The sequence below is a fragment of the Klebsiella sp. BIGb0149 genome, assembly GCF_004362605.1.
Taxonomy (GTDB): domain Bacteria; phylum Pseudomonadota; class Gammaproteobacteria; order Enterobacterales; family Enterobacteriaceae; genus Klebsiella; species Klebsiella terrigena.
Genome location: NZ_SNYG01000002.1, coordinates 71,612 through 87,931, shown reverse-complemented (window position 1 = coordinate 87,931; position 16,320 = coordinate 71,612). Strand labels below are relative to the sequence as shown.

Genomic DNA, 16,320 nt, shown 5'->3' with positions numbered 1-16,320 from the left:
ATAATCACCATGCGCGAACGAAAGAGAACACCTTTAGCCGCGGCGCTAATGCTGCTGGCGCTGAGCGGCTATGCGGCGGCGCAGGAGCGCGTCACGCTGCGCATTGCCGATCAAAAAGGCGGCATGCGCTCGCAGCTTGAAGCCGCGAATGCGCTGCAGAACCTGAATTACGACATCAAGTGGGCGGAGTTTCCCGCCGCCGCGCCGCTGGCCGAAGCGCTGAACGCCGGTGCGGTTGATGCCGGGATTATCGGCGATGCGCCGCTGCTGTTCGCCCTCGCCAACGGCGCGCCGGTAAAAGCGATCGCCGTCGATAAGAGCAACCCCGCCGGCACCGCGGTGCTGGTCTCTCCGGGCAGCCCGCTGAAAAGCGCGGCGGACTTAAAGGGCAAACGCATCGCTACCGGGAAGGGGTCTATCGGCCACTTTGTCGCCCTCAAAGCGCTGGAGCAGGCGGGGATATCGCCCAGGGACGTGCAGTGGGTCTTCCTCGGTCCGGTTGATGCCAAAGTGGCATTGCTCAACGGGTCGGTGGATGCCTGGGCGACCTGGGAGCCCTACACCACCCAGCTGGTGAAAACCGCCGAGGGGCAAATTCTGGTCAGCGGCAAGGGGCTGCTGCCCGGCAATACCTTCCTTGCTGCCACCGACGCCAGCCTCAAGGACCCGGCTAAACGGGCGGCGCTGCAGGATTATCTGCATCGCCTGGCGGGAGCGGAGCGCTGGGCCTATGCCAATCTGGACAGCTACGGCAAAACCCTCGGGGAGATTATCCGTTTTCCAGCGGATATCGCCCGGGCGCAGTTCGCTAACCGGCAATCGCAGTGGCAGCGCCTGGACTCGCGCATCGTCGCCCAGCAGCAGGCCACCGCCGATTTTTATCAGGCCAACGGGCTGATCCGCGCCAGGCTGGACGTCACGCCGACGTTTGATGACGGCTTTACCGTGCCTGCACAAACCGCGCCTCAGGAGACCACGCCATGATCCAGCACTCTTTTTCCCGCCGCCGTTTTCTTCAGCTGAGCGCCGGTACGGCATTGGCGGCGACGGCCTGGCCGCTGTGGGCACACGATATGGCGGCGATGCCCGCCGAGGGCGAAAACCCGGCGCTGCGCCTGGCCGAACCCTACAAAATCAGGCTGGCGATCAACAAAAGCGCGGTGTGTCTTGCCCCGGTCGCGGTGGCCGAGCAGCAGAAGTTTTTCAGTAAGTACAACCTCGACGTCGAGTTCGTCAATTTTGGTAATTCGACCGACGTTCTGCTGGAGGCGATAGCCACCGGCAAGGCGGACGCCGGCGTCGGGATGGCGCTGCGCTGGCTGAAGGCGCTGGAGCAGGGTTTTGACGTCAAGCTCACCGCCGGGACGCACGGCGGCTGCCTGAATCTGCTGACGGCAAAAAATTCGCCGTTTGGCGGCCTCGAGAGCCTGAAAGGGCAGACTATCGGGGTGACCGATATGGCCGGCCCGGATAAAAACTTCTTCGCCATTTTGCTCAAGCGTCACGGGATCGACCCGCTCAGCGACGTGCAGTGGAAGGTGTATCCCGCCGATCTGCTGAGCGTGGCGCTCGATAAACGCGAGATTGCCGCCATCAGCGGCAGCGAACCCTTTAGCTATCGCCTGCTGGAGACCGGCAAGTATCAGCTGATCGCCAGCAATATGAGCGGGGATTACGCCAACCTCAGCTGCTGCGTGCTGGGGGTGAGCGGATCGCTGGCGCGGGACCACAAGCCGGCGGCCGCCGCGCTGACCCAGGCCATTCTGGAGGCGCATAGCTACGCTTCGGCCCACCCGGAAAGCGTGGCGCAGGCGTTTATGGCCCACGCGCTAAATACCAATGAAACCGAGGTCTCGGGGATCCTCCACGGCCAGGGCCACGGCCACCACGCCGTCGGCGAGGCGTTCGTCAAAGAGCTGACCCAGTACGCCATTGACCTGCAGCGGGTGCAGGTGATCAAGCCCGGGACCGATCCTCATCAGTTTGCGGAGAGTATTTATGCCAACGTATTCGCCTGAGCAGGCGCTGTCGCGGCCGCGGGCCAGCGGTCCGCTGTGGGCTGAAGGCCTGCTGGCCGCCGCGCTGTGGCTGGCGGGCGGGCTTTTTACCCTCAGGTGGCCGGATGCCGGGCGACGCTGGCCCTACAGCGAAGGCTGGGCGATGGCGCAGTTCGCGATCGCCGGCGGGCTGCTGCTGCTGGCGCTGAGCTATCGCTACTGGCGCCAGCGGGGCGGGCGCCTGCAGCATGCCGGGAAATGGCTGGCGCTGCTGCCGGTGCTGTTCGGCCTGTGGGAGTGGCTGACGGCGAAATCCGCGATCCTGCCGGTACCGTTTTTTGCCCCGCCGCAGGCGCTGATCGAAGTGCTGTATGACGACTGGCCGCGCCTGCTGGATAGCCTGCTGCACTCGCTGGGCCTGCTGAGCCTCGGGGTGCTGCTCGGAACGTCCAGCGGCTTTATCAGCGGACTGGCCATCGGCTGGTCGCAGCGCATTGGCTACTGGCTGCATCCGGTACTGCGCCTGCTTGGGCCGGTGCCGTCAACGGCGCTGCTGCCGCTGTGTCTGTTTATCTTCCCTTCCAGCTTCGGGGCCAGCGTCTTTTTAATCGCCCTCAGCACCTGGTTTCCGGTCACCGTTTTGACGTGGTCCGGGGTGATGAGTATCGACAAAGCCTGGTACGACGTGGCGCGCACGCTGGGGGCCAGTCAGCGCTTTCTGATCCTGCGGGTGGCCATTCCCGCCGCGCTGCCGAACGTCTTCGTTGGGCTGTTTATGGGGTTAGGCGCCTCGTTTTCGGTGCTGATCGTCGCTGAGATGGTCGGCGTTAAATCCGGGATCGGCTTCTATCTGCAGTGGGCGCAGGGCTGGGCGGCCTACCCCAACATGTACGCCGCGCTGCTGGTGATGGCCTTTCTCTGTTCCGGCCTGATTAGCGGACTGTTTATTTTGCGCGACCGGCTGCTGAGCTGGCAGCGAGGAGGCATGACATGGTAACGACCACGGCCACGCCGGCCGGTGCGGCCATCGATATCGCCCATCTGAGCCACGCCTTCGCGCTGGGTAGGCAGACGGTGCCGGTGCTGGAGAATATCAGCCTGCAGCTGCGTCCCGGAGAGAGCGTGGCGCTGCTGGGGCCGTCGGGCTGCGGTAAATCCACCCTGCTGCGGCTGCTGGCGGGGCTGGAGGCGCTGCAGAGCGGGCAGGTGCAGATCGACGACCGCCGCATGGGGGCTCCGGGGCCGGAGCGGATCCTGGTGTTTCAGGACCCGACCCTCTATCCGTGGCTGACGGTGCGGCAAAACGTGCTGCTCGGGCCCCAGGCGCAGGGGAGGAAAGGGCTGGAGCCAAAGGCCGACGCGCTGATTGCGCGGATGGGGCTGGAGGCGTTTAGCGCCGCCTGGCCGCGTCAGCTCTCCGGCGGAATGGCCCAGCGGGCGGCGCTGGCGCGGGCGCTGCTCAACGAGCCGCGGCTGCTGCTGCTCGACGAACCCTTAGGCAAGCTGGATTCCCTGACGCGCATCGGCATGCAGCGCGAGCTGATCGCGCTTTGGCAGCAGCAGGGCTATACCAGCCTGCTGGTGACGCACGATATCGAAGAGGCGCTGCTGCTGTGTGAAAGAGTGCTGGTGATGTCGCCCCGTCCGGGGCGAATTATTGCCGAATTTACGCTGCCGCTGCCCTTCCCGCGACACCGCGATAATCCGCAGCTGGTCGGCCATCGGCAGGACATTTTGCGCATCCTGGGCCAGGCGGAGGACTGGTAGGATTGGCGATGGGGAGTCTCTCCCGGCGGCAACCTTGCGCTGCGCCGGGAGAGCGTCGGGCGCTTAAAAATCCATCTTCACCGTAAACTGCACTTCGCGCGGGTCGCCAATCTGGTTGCCCAGGTTGTTGGTACCGACCGAAGAGGTGTAGTAGGTCTTATCGAACAGGTTCTTAACGTTAACCTGCAGGGTGACCGGATACTGCAGTTTCATCTTATAGGCGGCGAACGCGTCCGCGACGCCGTACCCCGGCAGGTAATAGTCCGCGCCGTTGGTGGCGGAACGCTTGCTGACCGCGTGCCCCCCGGCGCCGAGGGTCAGGGTATTGCCGGCGTAGACGTTATGCACGTCATAGGTCATGTACAGCGAGCCGGTATGTTTTGGCACGTTCGGCATCGGCTTGCCGGCGTAGTCCGGATCGTCGAGCACCTTAGCGTCGGTATAGCCGTAGCTGGCGATGATGCTCAGGTTGTCGGTGAGCGACCCGGCGACGTCCATCTCCACGCCCCGCGAGCGCACCTTGCCCGCCGTTTTGGCAATGGTTTCATCCCCGACCGTTTCGTTGTACAGCACGTTACGCTTATCGATATCGAACAGGGCGATATTGGCGGTCACGCCGCTGAACAGCTCAAACTTGGCGCCCAGCTCGTAGGAGGTGGACTCTTCCGGCGGCAGGTTGCCGATATAGCTGGCGATGGACGACTGCGGCATAAACGACTGCGCCACGTTGCCGAACAGCGAGATGGTCGGCGTCAGCTTATAGACCAGGCTAAACTTCGGCGTCCACTTCTGGTCGCTGCTGTCGGTATTGACGTTAAACGGACGCCCCTTGCCGGCGTACTGGGTGTAATACTGGTAGCGCACGCCGGCGACGGCGATCCAGCTATCGTTGAGGTAGAGCGCGTCCTGCACGTAGGCGGCGTAGCTCTCCTGCTGAATGCGCTGATCGCTATCGGATGCCGACACGCTGGTGCATTTATCGACGGTGCCGTAGACCGGATTGTAGATATTGAATCCCTTGGTATTCTTACAGCGGATCATGTCGGTGCGCAGCAGATCGTAGTTCTCGTAGGCGATACCGCTGAGGATCTCGTTGTAGAAACCGCCAATCACCACGTCGCCCTGCAGATCGGCACGGGTCGAGTGCATCTTCTGGGTTGAGCCGTGGGTGGCGTCAACGCGGCGGGTCAGGTCGCCGGTGGCGGAATCATAGGCCATGACCCGAGCCTGGTTATCGTTGTAGTGATCCTGGCTGTAGCTGTAGTCAAAGCGGGCGGTCCAGGCCTCGTTGAGCCGGTATTCGGCGTTAAGCTGCGCCAGGTCGGAATAGCCGTCGGTAATATTGAACGGCTCGTCGAAGCGGGTTTTACGATCGACGTTGACCGCCTTTTTGGTATTGAGATCGAAAATCGTCCCGCGATCGAACGGCGTACTGTAGTCGCGATGCGAGTACGCCACGTTGACCGTGGCGCGGTCGCCAAACCAGGTCAGGGAAGGGGCGATAAAGCTGCTCTTCTCTTTGCCAAAGCTGCGCCAGTAGTCTTCATTCTGATATTCGCCGATGACCCGGTACGCGAGGCGCGTCCCTTCGATGGGCCCGGTGACGTCAAACTGGCCGCTGCCGCCGCCAAAGCTGGTGGAGGTGGCAGAAATCGATCCGCCGAAGGTTTTTTCCGGGCGTTTGGTCACCACGTTAATCAGCCCGCCGGGGTCGAGAATGCCGTACAGCGTCGAGGCCGGCCCTTTCAGCACCTCCACGCGCTCGGCGGCGGCGTTGAAGCTGCGCGGCAGGACGGTGCGCAGCCCGTTGGTCATAATGGAACCGTCGCGGTTAGCGCCGAAACCGCGGCGGGTAAAGGCGTCCTGGGTGCCGCCGAGGGTATTGGTCTGCACGACATTAGCGACGTTATACAGCGCCTCGTCGAGCGTAGTGACGTGCTGATCTTGCAGCACCTGGTCGCTGACGGTGTTAACCACCTGCGGGATATCCAGCAGCGGCATTGAGGTCAGCGTCGCGGTCGAGCTGCTGAGGGGCTGATAGCCGCTGGTGGCGTTTTGCTGGCTGCCGTCCGCTACCACCGTAATGGTTTCGTCGCTCGCCTTTTTATCTTTTTCCGCCGCGGTTTGCGCGGCGATAATCCCCGGAGAGGTAAAGGAACCCAAAAAAATCAGTGAAAAAAGTGCACGCCCTTTCAATGTCGTGAAAGGGACAGTTGATTGCGTCATTTGTCTGTTTCTCGTGAACGAATCCGTCCTTTGCGGACAGATAAAGCCAATTAAATCATTGCCCTTAAAAATATTATCTATCCGTGAACCGCCATAATTCGCGCCCGGATATGTAATTGAGAATCATTCAACCACGTAGCAATGTAGTAGTAAACGTTATGTAAGATAAAAAAACGCTGCCGGCGAAAGCGGCGTTTTGGCGGCATAATGAACGGCGAAAATGATGTTTATCATTCTGTTTTTAATGTATTTAATTAGGATTGCTCCGCTACGTAAGATTGCCGGTAGCGTCTTTTCTCTGCGCGTAAAACAGAGTATTGACTACTACATTCATTCACATCATGATCAAAAGAGAATGAGATGTATTTTTGTTTGAGTGCAGTCCGTGCGGGCCTGATGCCACGCCGCTGCGGTGCGGGAGCGAGTTATGCCACAGCGGGTGATGCCTGCAGAGCAGGGGATTGTGCTGGATTCCCTGTCGGCCGGATACGGCCAGACCCTTATCGTCAACGATATTAATCTGACGATCCCCCACGGCAAAATGACGGTACTGGCCGGGGCCAACGGCTCCGGGAAATCGACCCTGCTATCGACCATCGCCCGAATGCTCAAGCCGCTCGGCGGCTGCGTACGCCTCGACGGTCAGATTATCCACGAGCTGCCCACCCGGGCAGTATCGCGCCGGCTGGGGATACTGCCCCAGTCGCCGCTCACCCCGGAAGGGCTGACGGTTTTCGAGCTGGTCGCGCGCGGGCGCTATCCCTGGCAAGGGCTGATGCGCCAGTGGTCGGACGCCGACGAGCGGGCGGTGGAGGAGGCGCTGGCGCTGACCGGCACCGCCGAGTTCGCCCATCTGCCGGTGGACAGCCTCTCCGGCGGCCAGCGCCAGCGCTGCTGGATAGCGATGGCGCTGGCCCAGCAAACCGCCACTATTCTGCTCGATGAACCGACCATCTGGCTCGATCTGCGCTATCAGGTCGATATTCTCGAGCTGCTGCAGACCCTGACCCGCGAACACGGGCGCACGGTGGTGACCGTCCTGCACGACCTGAACTTTGCGGTGAACTATGCCGATACGTTGGTGTTTCTTAAGCAGGGGCGCATTGCCGGGGTGATTGGTGAAAATGAAACCTGTACCCCGGAGCTGATTAAAACGGTGTTTGACGTTGACGTGCAGATGTCGCTGAACCCGCAAACCGGTAAACCGTTCTTTATGCCCTTTCGCGCCCGCCAGGCGGCCGGACAATGAGCGCCGGCGCGCTGATGCTCCGGCGCCGACGCGCCCGGCCGCGGCTGGCCGTGGTGGTGCTGACCCTGCTGCTGATCGGCGGCTCGCTGGTGCACCTGGAGCTGGGGGCGCGCTGGATTGCGCCGCCCACCATACTGCAGGCGCTGCTCCATTACGATCCGCGCAGTTTTGACCAGCGGATTATCGTCGATTTACGCCTCGTGCGCCTGGCCGCCGCGTTGCTGACCGGCGCCGCGCTCGGCGTCGCGGGTATGCTGCTGCAGACGGTGATCCGCAATCCGCTCGGCGAACCGCACATTCTCGGACTCAATGCCGGCGCGTCGCTGGCGGTGGTGGCGACCTCGGCGCTGGGCCTCGGCGAAGCGGCGTTCGGCCGCCCGCTGACCGCCGCCTGCGGCGCAGGGCTGCTGTTTGGCGCCGTGATGCTGCTGGCCTCCTCCGGACGCGGCGGCATGACGCCGCTGCGCATCACCCTGTGCGGGGTGGCGCTCTCGGCCTTTGCGTCGGCGGTGACCGCGGCTGTCCTGATTCTGGACGAACAGACGCTGCTGGCGATGCGCACCTGGCTGGCGGGCGATCTGGCCGGGCTGAAGTGGCAAACGCTGCGCGCGGCGCTGATCCCGGCGCTGGGCGGGCTGCTGATCGCGCTCACCATCGCCCCGCGGCTTAACGTCCTGGCTTTGGGGGATAAGGTCGCTCTCGGGCTGGGAGTGAAGATCGGCCAAACCCGGCTGCTGGGGCTCGCCGCCATCGCGCTGCTGTGCGGTTCGGCGGTCGCCGTTGCCGGGCCGATCGGCTTTGTCGGCCTGGTGGTCCCGCACGTGGTGCGGCGGCTGATTAGCGAGGATATTCGCCTGGCGCTGCCGCTGGCGGCGCCGGTGGGCGCCCTGGTGCTGGTGCTGGCGGATATTGCGGCACGCACCCTGGTGGCGCCTCAGGAACTGGCGACCGGGGCGATGACCGCCCTGGTGGGGGCGCCGCTGTTTATCTTTATTGCCGCGAGATTCTTTAAATGAAAAGCGCCGCACGTCGTGCCGGATTCCGCCCGCTGATTGTCGGGAGTCGTCATATTCTGCTGCGCCCGGCGGCGCTGAAGATGGCCGCCGCGCTGTTCGTCGTGATGGCGATCCTCGGCGCGTTTGGCCTGACGCGCGGCAGCTTTCCGCTGCCTTCCGGGACCGTGCTGCGGGCGCTGCTGGATGCGGATAGCCTCAGCGGACAGCAGCGCTTTATTCTGTTCGATATCCGCCTGCCGCGGCTGTTTATGGCGCTGCTGTGCGGGGCGATGCTGGGGATGGCCGGCGCGGCGATGCAGAGCATCACCCGTAACGGACTGGCGGACCCGGGGCTTATCGGCGTCAAGGAGGGGGCCAGCGTGGTGGTATTGGCGCTGATCCTGTTCTTCCCGGCGACGGCGCTGGCGTGGCGGCCGCTGGCGGGAATGGCCGGCGGCGTGCTGGTGGCGCTGCTGGTGCTGGCCCTGGCGCGCGACTGCTCGCGGCCGCGCTTTATCCTGATCGGTATCGGCGTCTCCTGGACGCTGGCCGCGGCGGTGGGCATTTTTATGACCACCGCCGACGTCCGCGATGTGCAGACGGCGATGATCTGGCTGGCGGGAAGCCTGCATGCGGCGACCTGGCCGCTGCTGGCGGTCGCCGCCTGCTGGGCGCTGCCCGGCGCGCTGATCCTGTTTCTTACCGCCCGCGCGGCGGACGTGGCGCTGCTCGGCGACCGCGCGGCCATCGGCCTCGGCGTCCGGCTACAGCAGCTGACGCTGCTGCGCTTTTTTGCCCCGGTGCTGCTAACCTCCGCCAGCGTCTCCTGCGTGGGCAGCCTCGGCTTCGTTGGCCTGATGGCGCCGCATATGGCGCGCTTTGTGCTGCGCGGCGGCCAGGTCTCTCTGCTGTGCGGCAGCGCGCTGATTGGCGCTCTGCTGGTATTAGTGACCGACACCATCGGGCGGGTGGCCTTTGCGCCGCTGCAAATCCCGGCCGGGATTGTCATCGCCCTGGTGGGCTGTCCGTTTTTTATTCTGCTGCTGTGGCGTCGTCGTGATGCCCTGTAACTCTCAAGGATTGCTATGCGTTGGTTAGTTCCTCTGCTGCTTTGCGTGGCCGGTACCGCGGGTGCCGCCGCGGGTCAGACGCAAAAATTTACCGATGATTTAGGTCGGGTGGTGAACGTGCCGCTGCATCCGCAGCGGATTGTCTCGATGCACGATCTGGATATCACGATCCCGCTGATTGAGCTCGGCGTGCCGCCGGTCGCCAGCCACGGGCGTACGCGTCCCGACGGTAGCCACTATCTGCGCTCCAGCGCCCAGCTTACCGGCGTCGATTTTGATAACAGCGATATTCAGTTTATCGGCACCGCGGATATCGATCTCGAAGCCGTGGCTGCGGCCAGGCCGGACCTGATTATTACCGAGCCCAGCCGCCACGTCTCGGTGGAACAGCTGGAGAAGATCGCCCCGACGGTAAGCATCGACCATCTGCAGGGCAGCGCGCCGCGCATTTACGCTAAGCTGGCGCAGCTGACCGGCTCCGAGGCGCGGCTGGCGGTGCTTGAACGACGCTATCAGGAGCAGATTAAGCAGCTGAAGGCGGCGGTCGATACGCAGAAGATTACCGTCTCGGTGATTCAGGCCAACGGCGGTAAAGTGACGGTTCACCATTCGTATCACGCGCTGGGGCGCGTGCTGCGCGATGCCGGCTTCCGCTTTCCGCCGCTGATTGAGCGTATTCCCGACGGCCAGCGCATCGACGTCAGCGCCGAGCAGCTGCCGGAGCTGGATGCCGATTTCGTCTTTGCGACCTGGCGCTCCGACACCGGCGGCAAGCCGCAGGACGAGCTGCAGGCGATGGAGGCCGTGATGCCGGGCTGGTGCGACTTTATGCGCGCCTGCCGCAGCGGACGCTATATCCTGCTGCCGCGGGAGGACGTGATCTCCAACTCCTTCGCCGCCCTGAGCCTGATGGCGGCCGAAGTGCAGTCGCATATTGCCGGACGTCCGCTGCCGGCGGAGCTGAAATGAAAACGCCGCTAAAACGCGAGAAGGGGCGGGTTGACCTGTTTGGCGACCGCTTTCGCGCCCGGGCGCATCAGCTGTCGCCGCGCCTGCTGGCGGTGGTCAGCTATATCAACGACAACCGCGAGGTGGTGCTGGAGCGCACGGCGATGGAGATTGCCACCGCCACCCACACCTCCGACGCCACGGTGGTCAGGGCCATCCAGGCGCTGGGCTTCGCCGGGCTGCGTGAGCTGAAGCAGACCATGGAGCGCTGGTTCGGCCCGTCGATTACCTCCTCGGAGAAAATGCTCTCGACGGTGAATGCGCTCTCCACCGACGTCAATTCGAGCATCGATTTCGTGCTCGAGGGCCACCAGCGCGTCTGCGAGGTGCTCTCCCGTCCCGACAACCGCGCGGCGGTCGCGCAGGCGGTGGCCCTGCTCAGCGACGCGCGCCAGGTGGCGATTTTCGGCATCGGCGCGTCGGGGATTCTGGCGGAGTATACCGCCAGGCTGTTCAGCCGCATCGGCCTGCCTTCCTACGTCCTGAACCGCACCGGTTTTAGCCTCGCTGAACAGCTGATCGGCCTGCAGCGCGGCGACGTGCTGATCATGATGGGGCAAAAATCCCCCCACCGGGAGGGCATGACCACCCTGCGCGAGGCCCGGCGGCTCGGTATTCCGACCATTCTGCTGACCCAGGCGGTGGACTCCCGCTTCAGCCAGGAGGCGCAGGTGGTTATCGAGGTGCCGCGCGGCGGCGATAACGGGCGGGTGCCGCTGCACGGAACGGTGCTGGTGTGTCTGGAAATGATGGTGCTCTCGGTCGCCTCTACCGCTCCGCAAAAAACCATGAAATCGATGAAGCGCATCAACGAACTGCATAAAGCGATCGGTAAATCTGGCGGTAAGCGCAGCTAACGGCCAGATAAATCACCGCGGCGCAGGTTTGTGGTTGCATGCCATGCTGAGTGTGTGTATTTTTATGCAAAATAAATGCATAAAAAGGATCGGTCATGGTTAAGAAGTGGATGAAAGCGTGCTGCCTGATGGCGGCAATGATTGGCACCGCGCAGGCGGCGCAGGAAACCTACGTTGTTGGTTCCGGCGGCACCTATCGCCCGTTTGAGTACGAAAACAGCCAGAAGCAGCTGGAAGGTTTTGATATCGACATCATCAAAGCGATCGCTAAGGCGGAAAACTTTGATATCAAGCTGGTCAACACGCCGTGGGAGGGGATCTTCGCTACCCTCAACACCGGCGATCGCGACATTATCATCTCCGGGATCACCATTACCGATAAGCGTAAGCAGATGGTGGATTTCTCCGCCCCTTATTTCCCGGCCGAGCAGTCGATCGTGGTGCCGGCGGATTCGAAGGTGACCTCGCTGGCGGCGCTGAAAAGCGAGAAGGTTGGGGTGGTGAACTCCAGCACCGGCGACATCGTGGTCTCTGACGTGCTGGGTAAAAACAGCACCGCCATCAAGCGCTTCGACAATACGCCGCTGATGCTGCAGGAGCTGTTTGAAGACGGCGTCAGCGCGGCGGTCGGCGACGTTGGGGTGGTAAAATACTACATCAAGCAGCACCCGGAGAAGCAGTTCAGGCTGGTGCCCGACGCGAAGTTTGAGCGCCAGTACTTCGGTATCGCCGTAGCCAAGGGCAACAGCGCGCTGCAGGCGAAAATCAACGCCGGCCTGCAGAAGATTGTCGCCGACGGCACCTACGCCAAAATCTATAAAACCTGGTTCGACGACAACGTCCCGACGCTGCCAGCGCAATAAAATCTGTTTTTTTGTCTTACTCACGGCTATCGGCTTTGACGATAGCCGTATTTTTTAGGGAAAGATTATGACGGGATTCCGTTGGGAGATCATCGAGGAGTACGGTCCGCTGTTTATGGACGGCGCCTTGATGACCATTAAATGCACCATTATTTGCGTGATCCTCGGCACCCTGTGGGGGCTGACCCTCGGGCTGGGGCGAATGGCGAAGGCCGAGCACGGGGTATGGAAATACGTCCTGCGCTACCTGGTTCAGTTCCCGGTACGCTTCTACGTCAGCGCATTTCGCGGCACGCCGCTGTTCGTGCAAATCATGGTGGTTCACTTCGCGCTGGTGCCGCTGTTTATCAACCCGCGCGACGGCCTGCTGGTCACCGGCGGGGTGATGAGCGCCGACTTTGCCCGCGAGCTGCGCTCTAACTACGGCGCGTTTCTCTCCTGCGTGGTGGCGATAACGCTCAACGCCGGGGCCTACGTCTCGGAAATTTTCCGCGCCGGCATTCAGTCGATCGATAAAGGGCAGATGGAAGCCTCCCGCGCGCTGGGGATGCCGTGGTGGAAAACCATGCGCCAGGTGATCCTGCCGCAGGCGTTTCGCCGCATTCTGCCGCCGCTGGGCAACAACGCCATCGCTATCGTTAAGGACTCCTCGCTGGCGTCGGCGATCGGCCTTGCCGACCTGGCCTACGCCGCGCGCACCGTCTCCGGCGCCTACGCCACCTACTGGGAACCCTACCTGACGATCTCTCTGGTCTACTGGGTGATTACCTTCCTGCTGGCACAGCTGGTTAACCGTCTGGAAAAGAGGTTTGGCAAAAGTGATTCACATTAACAATCTGCACAAGCGCTTCGGTGACAGCCACGTTCTGCGCGGCATCAGCTGCGATATTCAGCCGCAGGAAGTGGTGTGCATTATCGGCCCGTCGGGCTCGGGGAAAAGCACCTTTCTGCGCTGCATGAACGCGCTGGAAACCGTCAGCGAAGGCGAAGTTGAGGTCAACGGCTTTGCCGTCCACGATCGCGCCACCGATCTGAATAAAATGCGTGAAAGCGTCGGCATGGTCTTTCAGCGTTTCAACCTGTTCCCGCATATGACGGTGCTGGAAAACCTGATCATGGCGCCGATGAACCTGCGCGGCATGGCCCGGCAGGCGGCGATTGCGCTGGCGGAAGAGCTGCTGGCAAAGGTGGGGCTGAGCGATAAGCGAGACGCCTGGCCCTCCAGCCTCTCCGGCGGCCAGCAGCAGCGGGTGGCGATTGCCCGCGCGCTGGCGATGGAGCCGTCGATTATGCTGTTCGACGAGCCGACCTCCGCGCTCGATCCCGAGCTGGTCGGCGACGTGCTGGCGGTGATGAAAAATCTCGCCAGCGAAGGGATGACGATGGTGATCGTGACCCATGAAATGGGCTTTGCCCGCGAGGTCGCCGACCGGGTTATCTTTATCGACGGCGGGATTATTCAGGAGCAGGGCCGGCCGGAGCAGATCTTCAGCGCCCCGAGCAACCCGCGCACCGCCGCGTTCCTCAGCAAGGTGCTATAAGAAAAGCGGCCGCCAGGGCCGCTTTATCATATTGCTGCAGGCGGAACGGCGCGCTACTGCGCCGCTTCGCTCACCTCATCGACCGAAGCTTCACGCTCGTTGGCCAGCAGCGTTTTCTCGCTCTTGCCTAAGCCCTGAATCAGCAGGAACAGCAGGCCGCTGGCGAAGAGGGTGACGATCAGGCCATCATATCCCGAAACGCCGATCGCCAGGCTGCTGATCACCGGCCCGGCAACGCTCCCCGCCGACCAGAAGAAGCCCAACAGCGCGTTTATCATGATCAGCTTCTGCCCGGAGAAGGTTTTACCCGCGCGCACCAGCGACAGGGTATAGAGCGCGCCCGCCGCTGCCCCGAGCACCAGGCAGCCGACGATCAGCTGCATGCGCGAGCCGAGCAGGAAGGGCAGAGCCAGCAGGGCGAGGCAGAAGACCAGCGCGCAGCTGAGGTGCACCCGGCGGATGCCAAACCTATCGGCAATCCAGCCGAGCGGCGCCTGGAACAGCGCGTCGCCGGTGAGTACCACCGTCACCAGCAGCACCGCCATCGACTCGTTTAGCCCCTTATCCATGCCGTACAGCGGCAGCAGCGCCAGGATGCTGGCATCGAAGAAGGAAAAGCAGAATACGCCGGAGGCCAGAACCGGCAAAAATGCGCCGAGGCTACGCCAGCTGGCGCGTCCGGCGAGGCTTTCACGGCTGCCGCCCGGCAGGTGGCGCAGCATAAGCAGGCACAGGGTGGTCAGGCCGCAGATCGCCAGCAGCGCCCATGACTGATAGGCGGGGCCGGCGGAAATCAGCAGCGGCCCGGCCAGCTGGCAGCCGGTGAACGCCGAGGCGTAAATCCCGGTCAAGGTGGCGCGATTTTTCCCCGCCGCCCCGCCGGTGATCCAGCTTTCCCCCAGCACGATAATCACCCCCGAGGCGAGGCCGGTCAGAAAGCGCGGCAGCAGGAGCTGCGGCAGATCGACGGTCAGGCAGGAGGCTACCGTCGCCAGGGCCAGCAGGATCAGGCTTGCGCTGAGCAGTACGCCCATCTCAAAGCGGCGGCACAGCGCGGGCGAGAGGAAGGAGGAGAGCATCATGCCCGCCGGCGGCAGCGCGGCCAGCAGGCCAACGTAGAGGGTATCAATTTGCTGCTGCGCCAGCTCAAGGCTGATAAGCGGCACCGTATAGCCGGTGATAAAGCCTACCAGCGAGGCGGCCATGATCATCGCCAGCGTAGGCGCCAGGCGATTGTGGTCTGGGTTAAACATTTTATTCCCGATAACGGAAGTCAACAGGTGGATAATCTGGCAAATCGCCAACAGCCCTGCATATTAGTTAATCATATGGCTTCTGTCACCGTTGAAATGGCTACCATTAATGAGAAGGGCGCCGCGGCCGCTCGCCAAAGCCCGCCGGGCGGAGGTTTAGCGAGAGTTGTCAGCGCGCTGGCGAAAGGATATAACTCATAGAGCAGCCCGGCGCTCGCGGGGCGCATGGATAAAATGCATACCGATAACAACCCTCGCTCAGCGCTGATGCTGTGCAGGAAAGGAGTACGACATGGCAGTATCGCCTTCATCCATCGCCGAGGCTATTCGCTGGCGACGCGATTTTCATGCTTACCCTGAACTGGGCTACCAGGAACAGAAAACCTCCCGTCGCGTCGCCGAACTGCTGGCCTCCTTTGGCCTGCAGGTGCATACGGGGCTGGCGGGAACGGGGGTGGTGGCGACCCTGGAGAACGGTCCTGGCCCGGTAATCGGCCTGCGCGCCGATATGGACGCCCTGCCGATTACCGAGCTCGGCGAGGTCAGCTACAAATCCCGCAATCCCGGCGTGATGCACGCCTGCGGCCACGACGGCCATACCGCGATGCTGCTGGCGGCGGCGGCGCATCTGGCGCGGACCCGCCGCTTTCGCGGCACGGTGCATTTTGTTTTTCAGCCGGCGGAAGAGAACCTCGGCGGCGCGCGCAAAATGGTCGAAGAGGGGCTGTTTACCCTGTTTCCAATGGACGCAATTTACGCGCTGCACAACTGGCCGGGGATCCCGCTGGGGCAGGTGGCGATCAACACCGGCGCGATGATGGCCTCCCTTGATGCCTTCGAAATCACCCTGACCGGTAAAAGCTGCCATGCGGCGATGCCGGAGAGCGGGGCCGACCCGATCGTCGCCGCCGCGCAGCTTATTATGGCGCTGCAGACGATTCCGTCGCGGCGCCTGTCGCCGCAGGAGTCGGCGGTGGTCAGTATTACGCAGATTAGCGGCGGAGAGGCGATCAACGTCCTGCCGGACAAAGTGGTGCTGCGCGGCACCTTCCGCTGCCTGAGCAACCCTGTTCGCGAGCGGGTAAAAGGGCTGATTGAACGCTACGTGGCGACGCAGCCGCAGGTCTCTGACGTGCAGGGGGAGATTTTCTGGTATCCGGGCTACCCGGTCACCAGGAACCATCCGGCGCAGGCGCTGAGCGTCCGCGAGGCGGCGATTGCCGCGCTGGGCGAGTCGGCAGTGAGCGCCGAGGTCAGCCCGTCAATGGCCTCAGAGGATTTTGCCTGCATGCTGGAAGCGTGCCCCGGCGCCTATTTCTGGATCGGTACCGATGGCGAAACGCCGTCCAAACCGCTGCATAACGCCGGCTATGATTTTAATGACGATCTGATTGAACCCGGGGTGCTGATGTGGACGGCGCTGGTGGAAAAACTGCTGCCGCTGGTCGGCGAAGCCTGACGCCGTTGAGTGACAACGTCACGTCAGGGGAGGCG

The 16,320-nt window shown here is 62.8% G+C and carries 14 protein-coding genes and 1 pseudogene; 13 read left to right on the top strand and 2 right to left on the bottom strand.

Annotated elements, in window-relative coordinates:
- The first annotated feature begins 9 nt into the window (after window positions 1–9).
- Genes EDF75_RS07120 through EDF75_RS07105 form a run of 4 tightly spaced genes read left to right on the top strand, consistent with a single transcriptional unit; the run spans window position 10 to window position 3,764 of the window.
- Window positions 10–984 carry an ABC transporter substrate-binding protein gene (locus EDF75_RS07120; protein ID WP_133598166.1) on the top strand — a complete coding sequence of 325 codons (975 nt, stop codon included), beginning with the start codon at window positions 10–12 and terminating at the stop codon, window positions 982–984.
- Window positions 981–2,018 (top strand): ABC transporter substrate-binding protein, encoded by a 1,038-nt coding sequence (locus tag EDF75_RS07115; protein WP_133598164.1) that lies wholly within the window; start codon window positions 981–983, stop codon window positions 2,016–2,018. The genes EDF75_RS07120 and EDF75_RS07115 overlap by 4 nt, the downstream gene beginning before the upstream one ends.
- Window positions 1,999–2,994, top strand: a complete 996-nt coding sequence (locus tag EDF75_RS07110; protein WP_133598162.1) for an ABC transporter permease — start codon at window positions 1,999–2,001, stop codon at window positions 2,992–2,994. Before EDF75_RS07115 ends, EDF75_RS07110 begins: the two co-directional genes overlap by 20 nt.
- Window positions 2,988–3,764 (top strand): ABC transporter ATP-binding protein, encoded by a 777-nt coding sequence (locus EDF75_RS07105; RefSeq protein WP_133598160.1) that lies wholly within the window; start codon window positions 2,988–2,990, stop codon window positions 3,762–3,764. Before EDF75_RS07110 ends, EDF75_RS07105 begins: the two co-directional genes overlap by 7 nt.
- A gap of 63 nt (window positions 3,765–3,827) precedes the next feature.
- Here EDF75_RS07105 and EDF75_RS07100 read toward each other — a convergent pair whose 3' ends face one another.
- Window positions 3,828–5,990 (bottom strand): TonB-dependent siderophore receptor, encoded by a 2,163-nt coding sequence (locus EDF75_RS07100; RefSeq protein WP_133598158.1) that lies wholly within the window; start codon window positions 5,988–5,990, stop codon window positions 3,828–3,830.
- 427 nt (window positions 5,991–6,417) lie between these two features.
- On the opposite strand from EDF75_RS07100, the gene EDF75_RS07095 reads away from it, so the two are divergent.
- From EDF75_RS07095 to EDF75_RS07060, 8 genes and pseudogenes are all read left to right on the top strand, one after another.
- Window positions 6,418–7,239 carry an ABC transporter ATP-binding protein gene (locus EDF75_RS07095; RefSeq protein WP_133598156.1) on the top strand — a complete coding sequence of 274 codons (822 nt, stop codon included), beginning with the start codon at window positions 6,418–6,420 and terminating at the stop codon, window positions 7,237–7,239.
- Window positions 7,236–8,255 (top strand): FecCD family ABC transporter permease, encoded by a 1,020-nt coding sequence (locus EDF75_RS07090; protein WP_133598154.1) that lies wholly within the window; start codon window positions 7,236–7,238, stop codon window positions 8,253–8,255. Before EDF75_RS07095 ends, EDF75_RS07090 begins: the two co-directional genes overlap by 4 nt.
- The gene (locus EDF75_RS07085; protein ID WP_133598152.1) at window positions 8,252–9,304 is read left to right on the top strand and encodes a FecCD family ABC transporter permease; all 1,053 of its coding nucleotides are present in this window, start codon (window positions 8,252–8,254) and stop codon (window positions 9,302–9,304) included. Before EDF75_RS07090 ends, EDF75_RS07085 begins: the two co-directional genes overlap by 4 nt.
- Window positions 9,294–10,273: pseudogene (locus tag EDF75_RS07080) on the top strand (iron-siderophore ABC transporter substrate-binding protein). The gene EDF75_RS07085 and the pseudogene EDF75_RS07080 overlap by 11 nt, the downstream one beginning before the upstream one ends.
- Window positions 10,270–11,169: a MurR/RpiR family transcriptional regulator gene (locus tag EDF75_RS07075; RefSeq protein WP_133598148.1), complete on the top strand. Its 900-nt coding sequence runs from the start codon at window positions 10,270–10,272 to the stop codon at window positions 11,167–11,169. The pseudogene EDF75_RS07080 and the gene EDF75_RS07075 overlap by 4 nt, the downstream one beginning before the upstream one ends.
- A gap of 95 nt (window positions 11,170–11,264) precedes the next feature.
- The gene (locus tag EDF75_RS07070; RefSeq protein ID WP_133598146.1) at window positions 11,265–12,032 is read left to right on the top strand and encodes a basic amino acid ABC transporter substrate-binding protein; all 768 of its coding nucleotides are present in this window, start codon (window positions 11,265–11,267) and stop codon (window positions 12,030–12,032) included.
- Between the two features lie 67 nt (window positions 12,033–12,099).
- Complete coding sequence (locus tag EDF75_RS07065) at window positions 12,100–12,864, top strand: amino acid ABC transporter permease (protein ID WP_041146000.1); 765 nt, start codon at window positions 12,100–12,102, stop codon at window positions 12,862–12,864.
- The gene (locus EDF75_RS07060) at window positions 12,851–13,573 is read left to right on the top strand and encodes an amino acid ABC transporter ATP-binding protein (RefSeq protein WP_133599402.1); all 723 of its coding nucleotides are present in this window, start codon (window positions 12,851–12,853) and stop codon (window positions 13,571–13,573) included. The genes EDF75_RS07065 and EDF75_RS07060 overlap by 14 nt, the downstream gene beginning before the upstream one ends.
- Before the next feature lie 53 nt (window positions 13,574–13,626).
- On the opposite strand, the gene EDF75_RS07055 is transcribed toward EDF75_RS07060, so the two are convergent.
- The gene (locus EDF75_RS07055; RefSeq protein ID WP_133598144.1) at window positions 13,627–14,826 is read right to left on the bottom strand and encodes an MFS transporter; all 1,200 of its coding nucleotides are present in this window, start codon (window positions 14,824–14,826) and stop codon (window positions 13,627–13,629) included.
- Between the two features lie 292 nt (window positions 14,827–15,118).
- On the opposite strand from EDF75_RS07055, the gene EDF75_RS07050 reads away from it, so the two are divergent.
- Complete coding sequence (locus EDF75_RS07050; protein WP_133598142.1) at window positions 15,119–16,285, top strand: M20 aminoacylase family protein; 1,167 nt, start codon at window positions 15,119–15,121, stop codon at window positions 16,283–16,285.
- Window positions 16,286–16,320 lie beyond the last annotated feature (35 nt).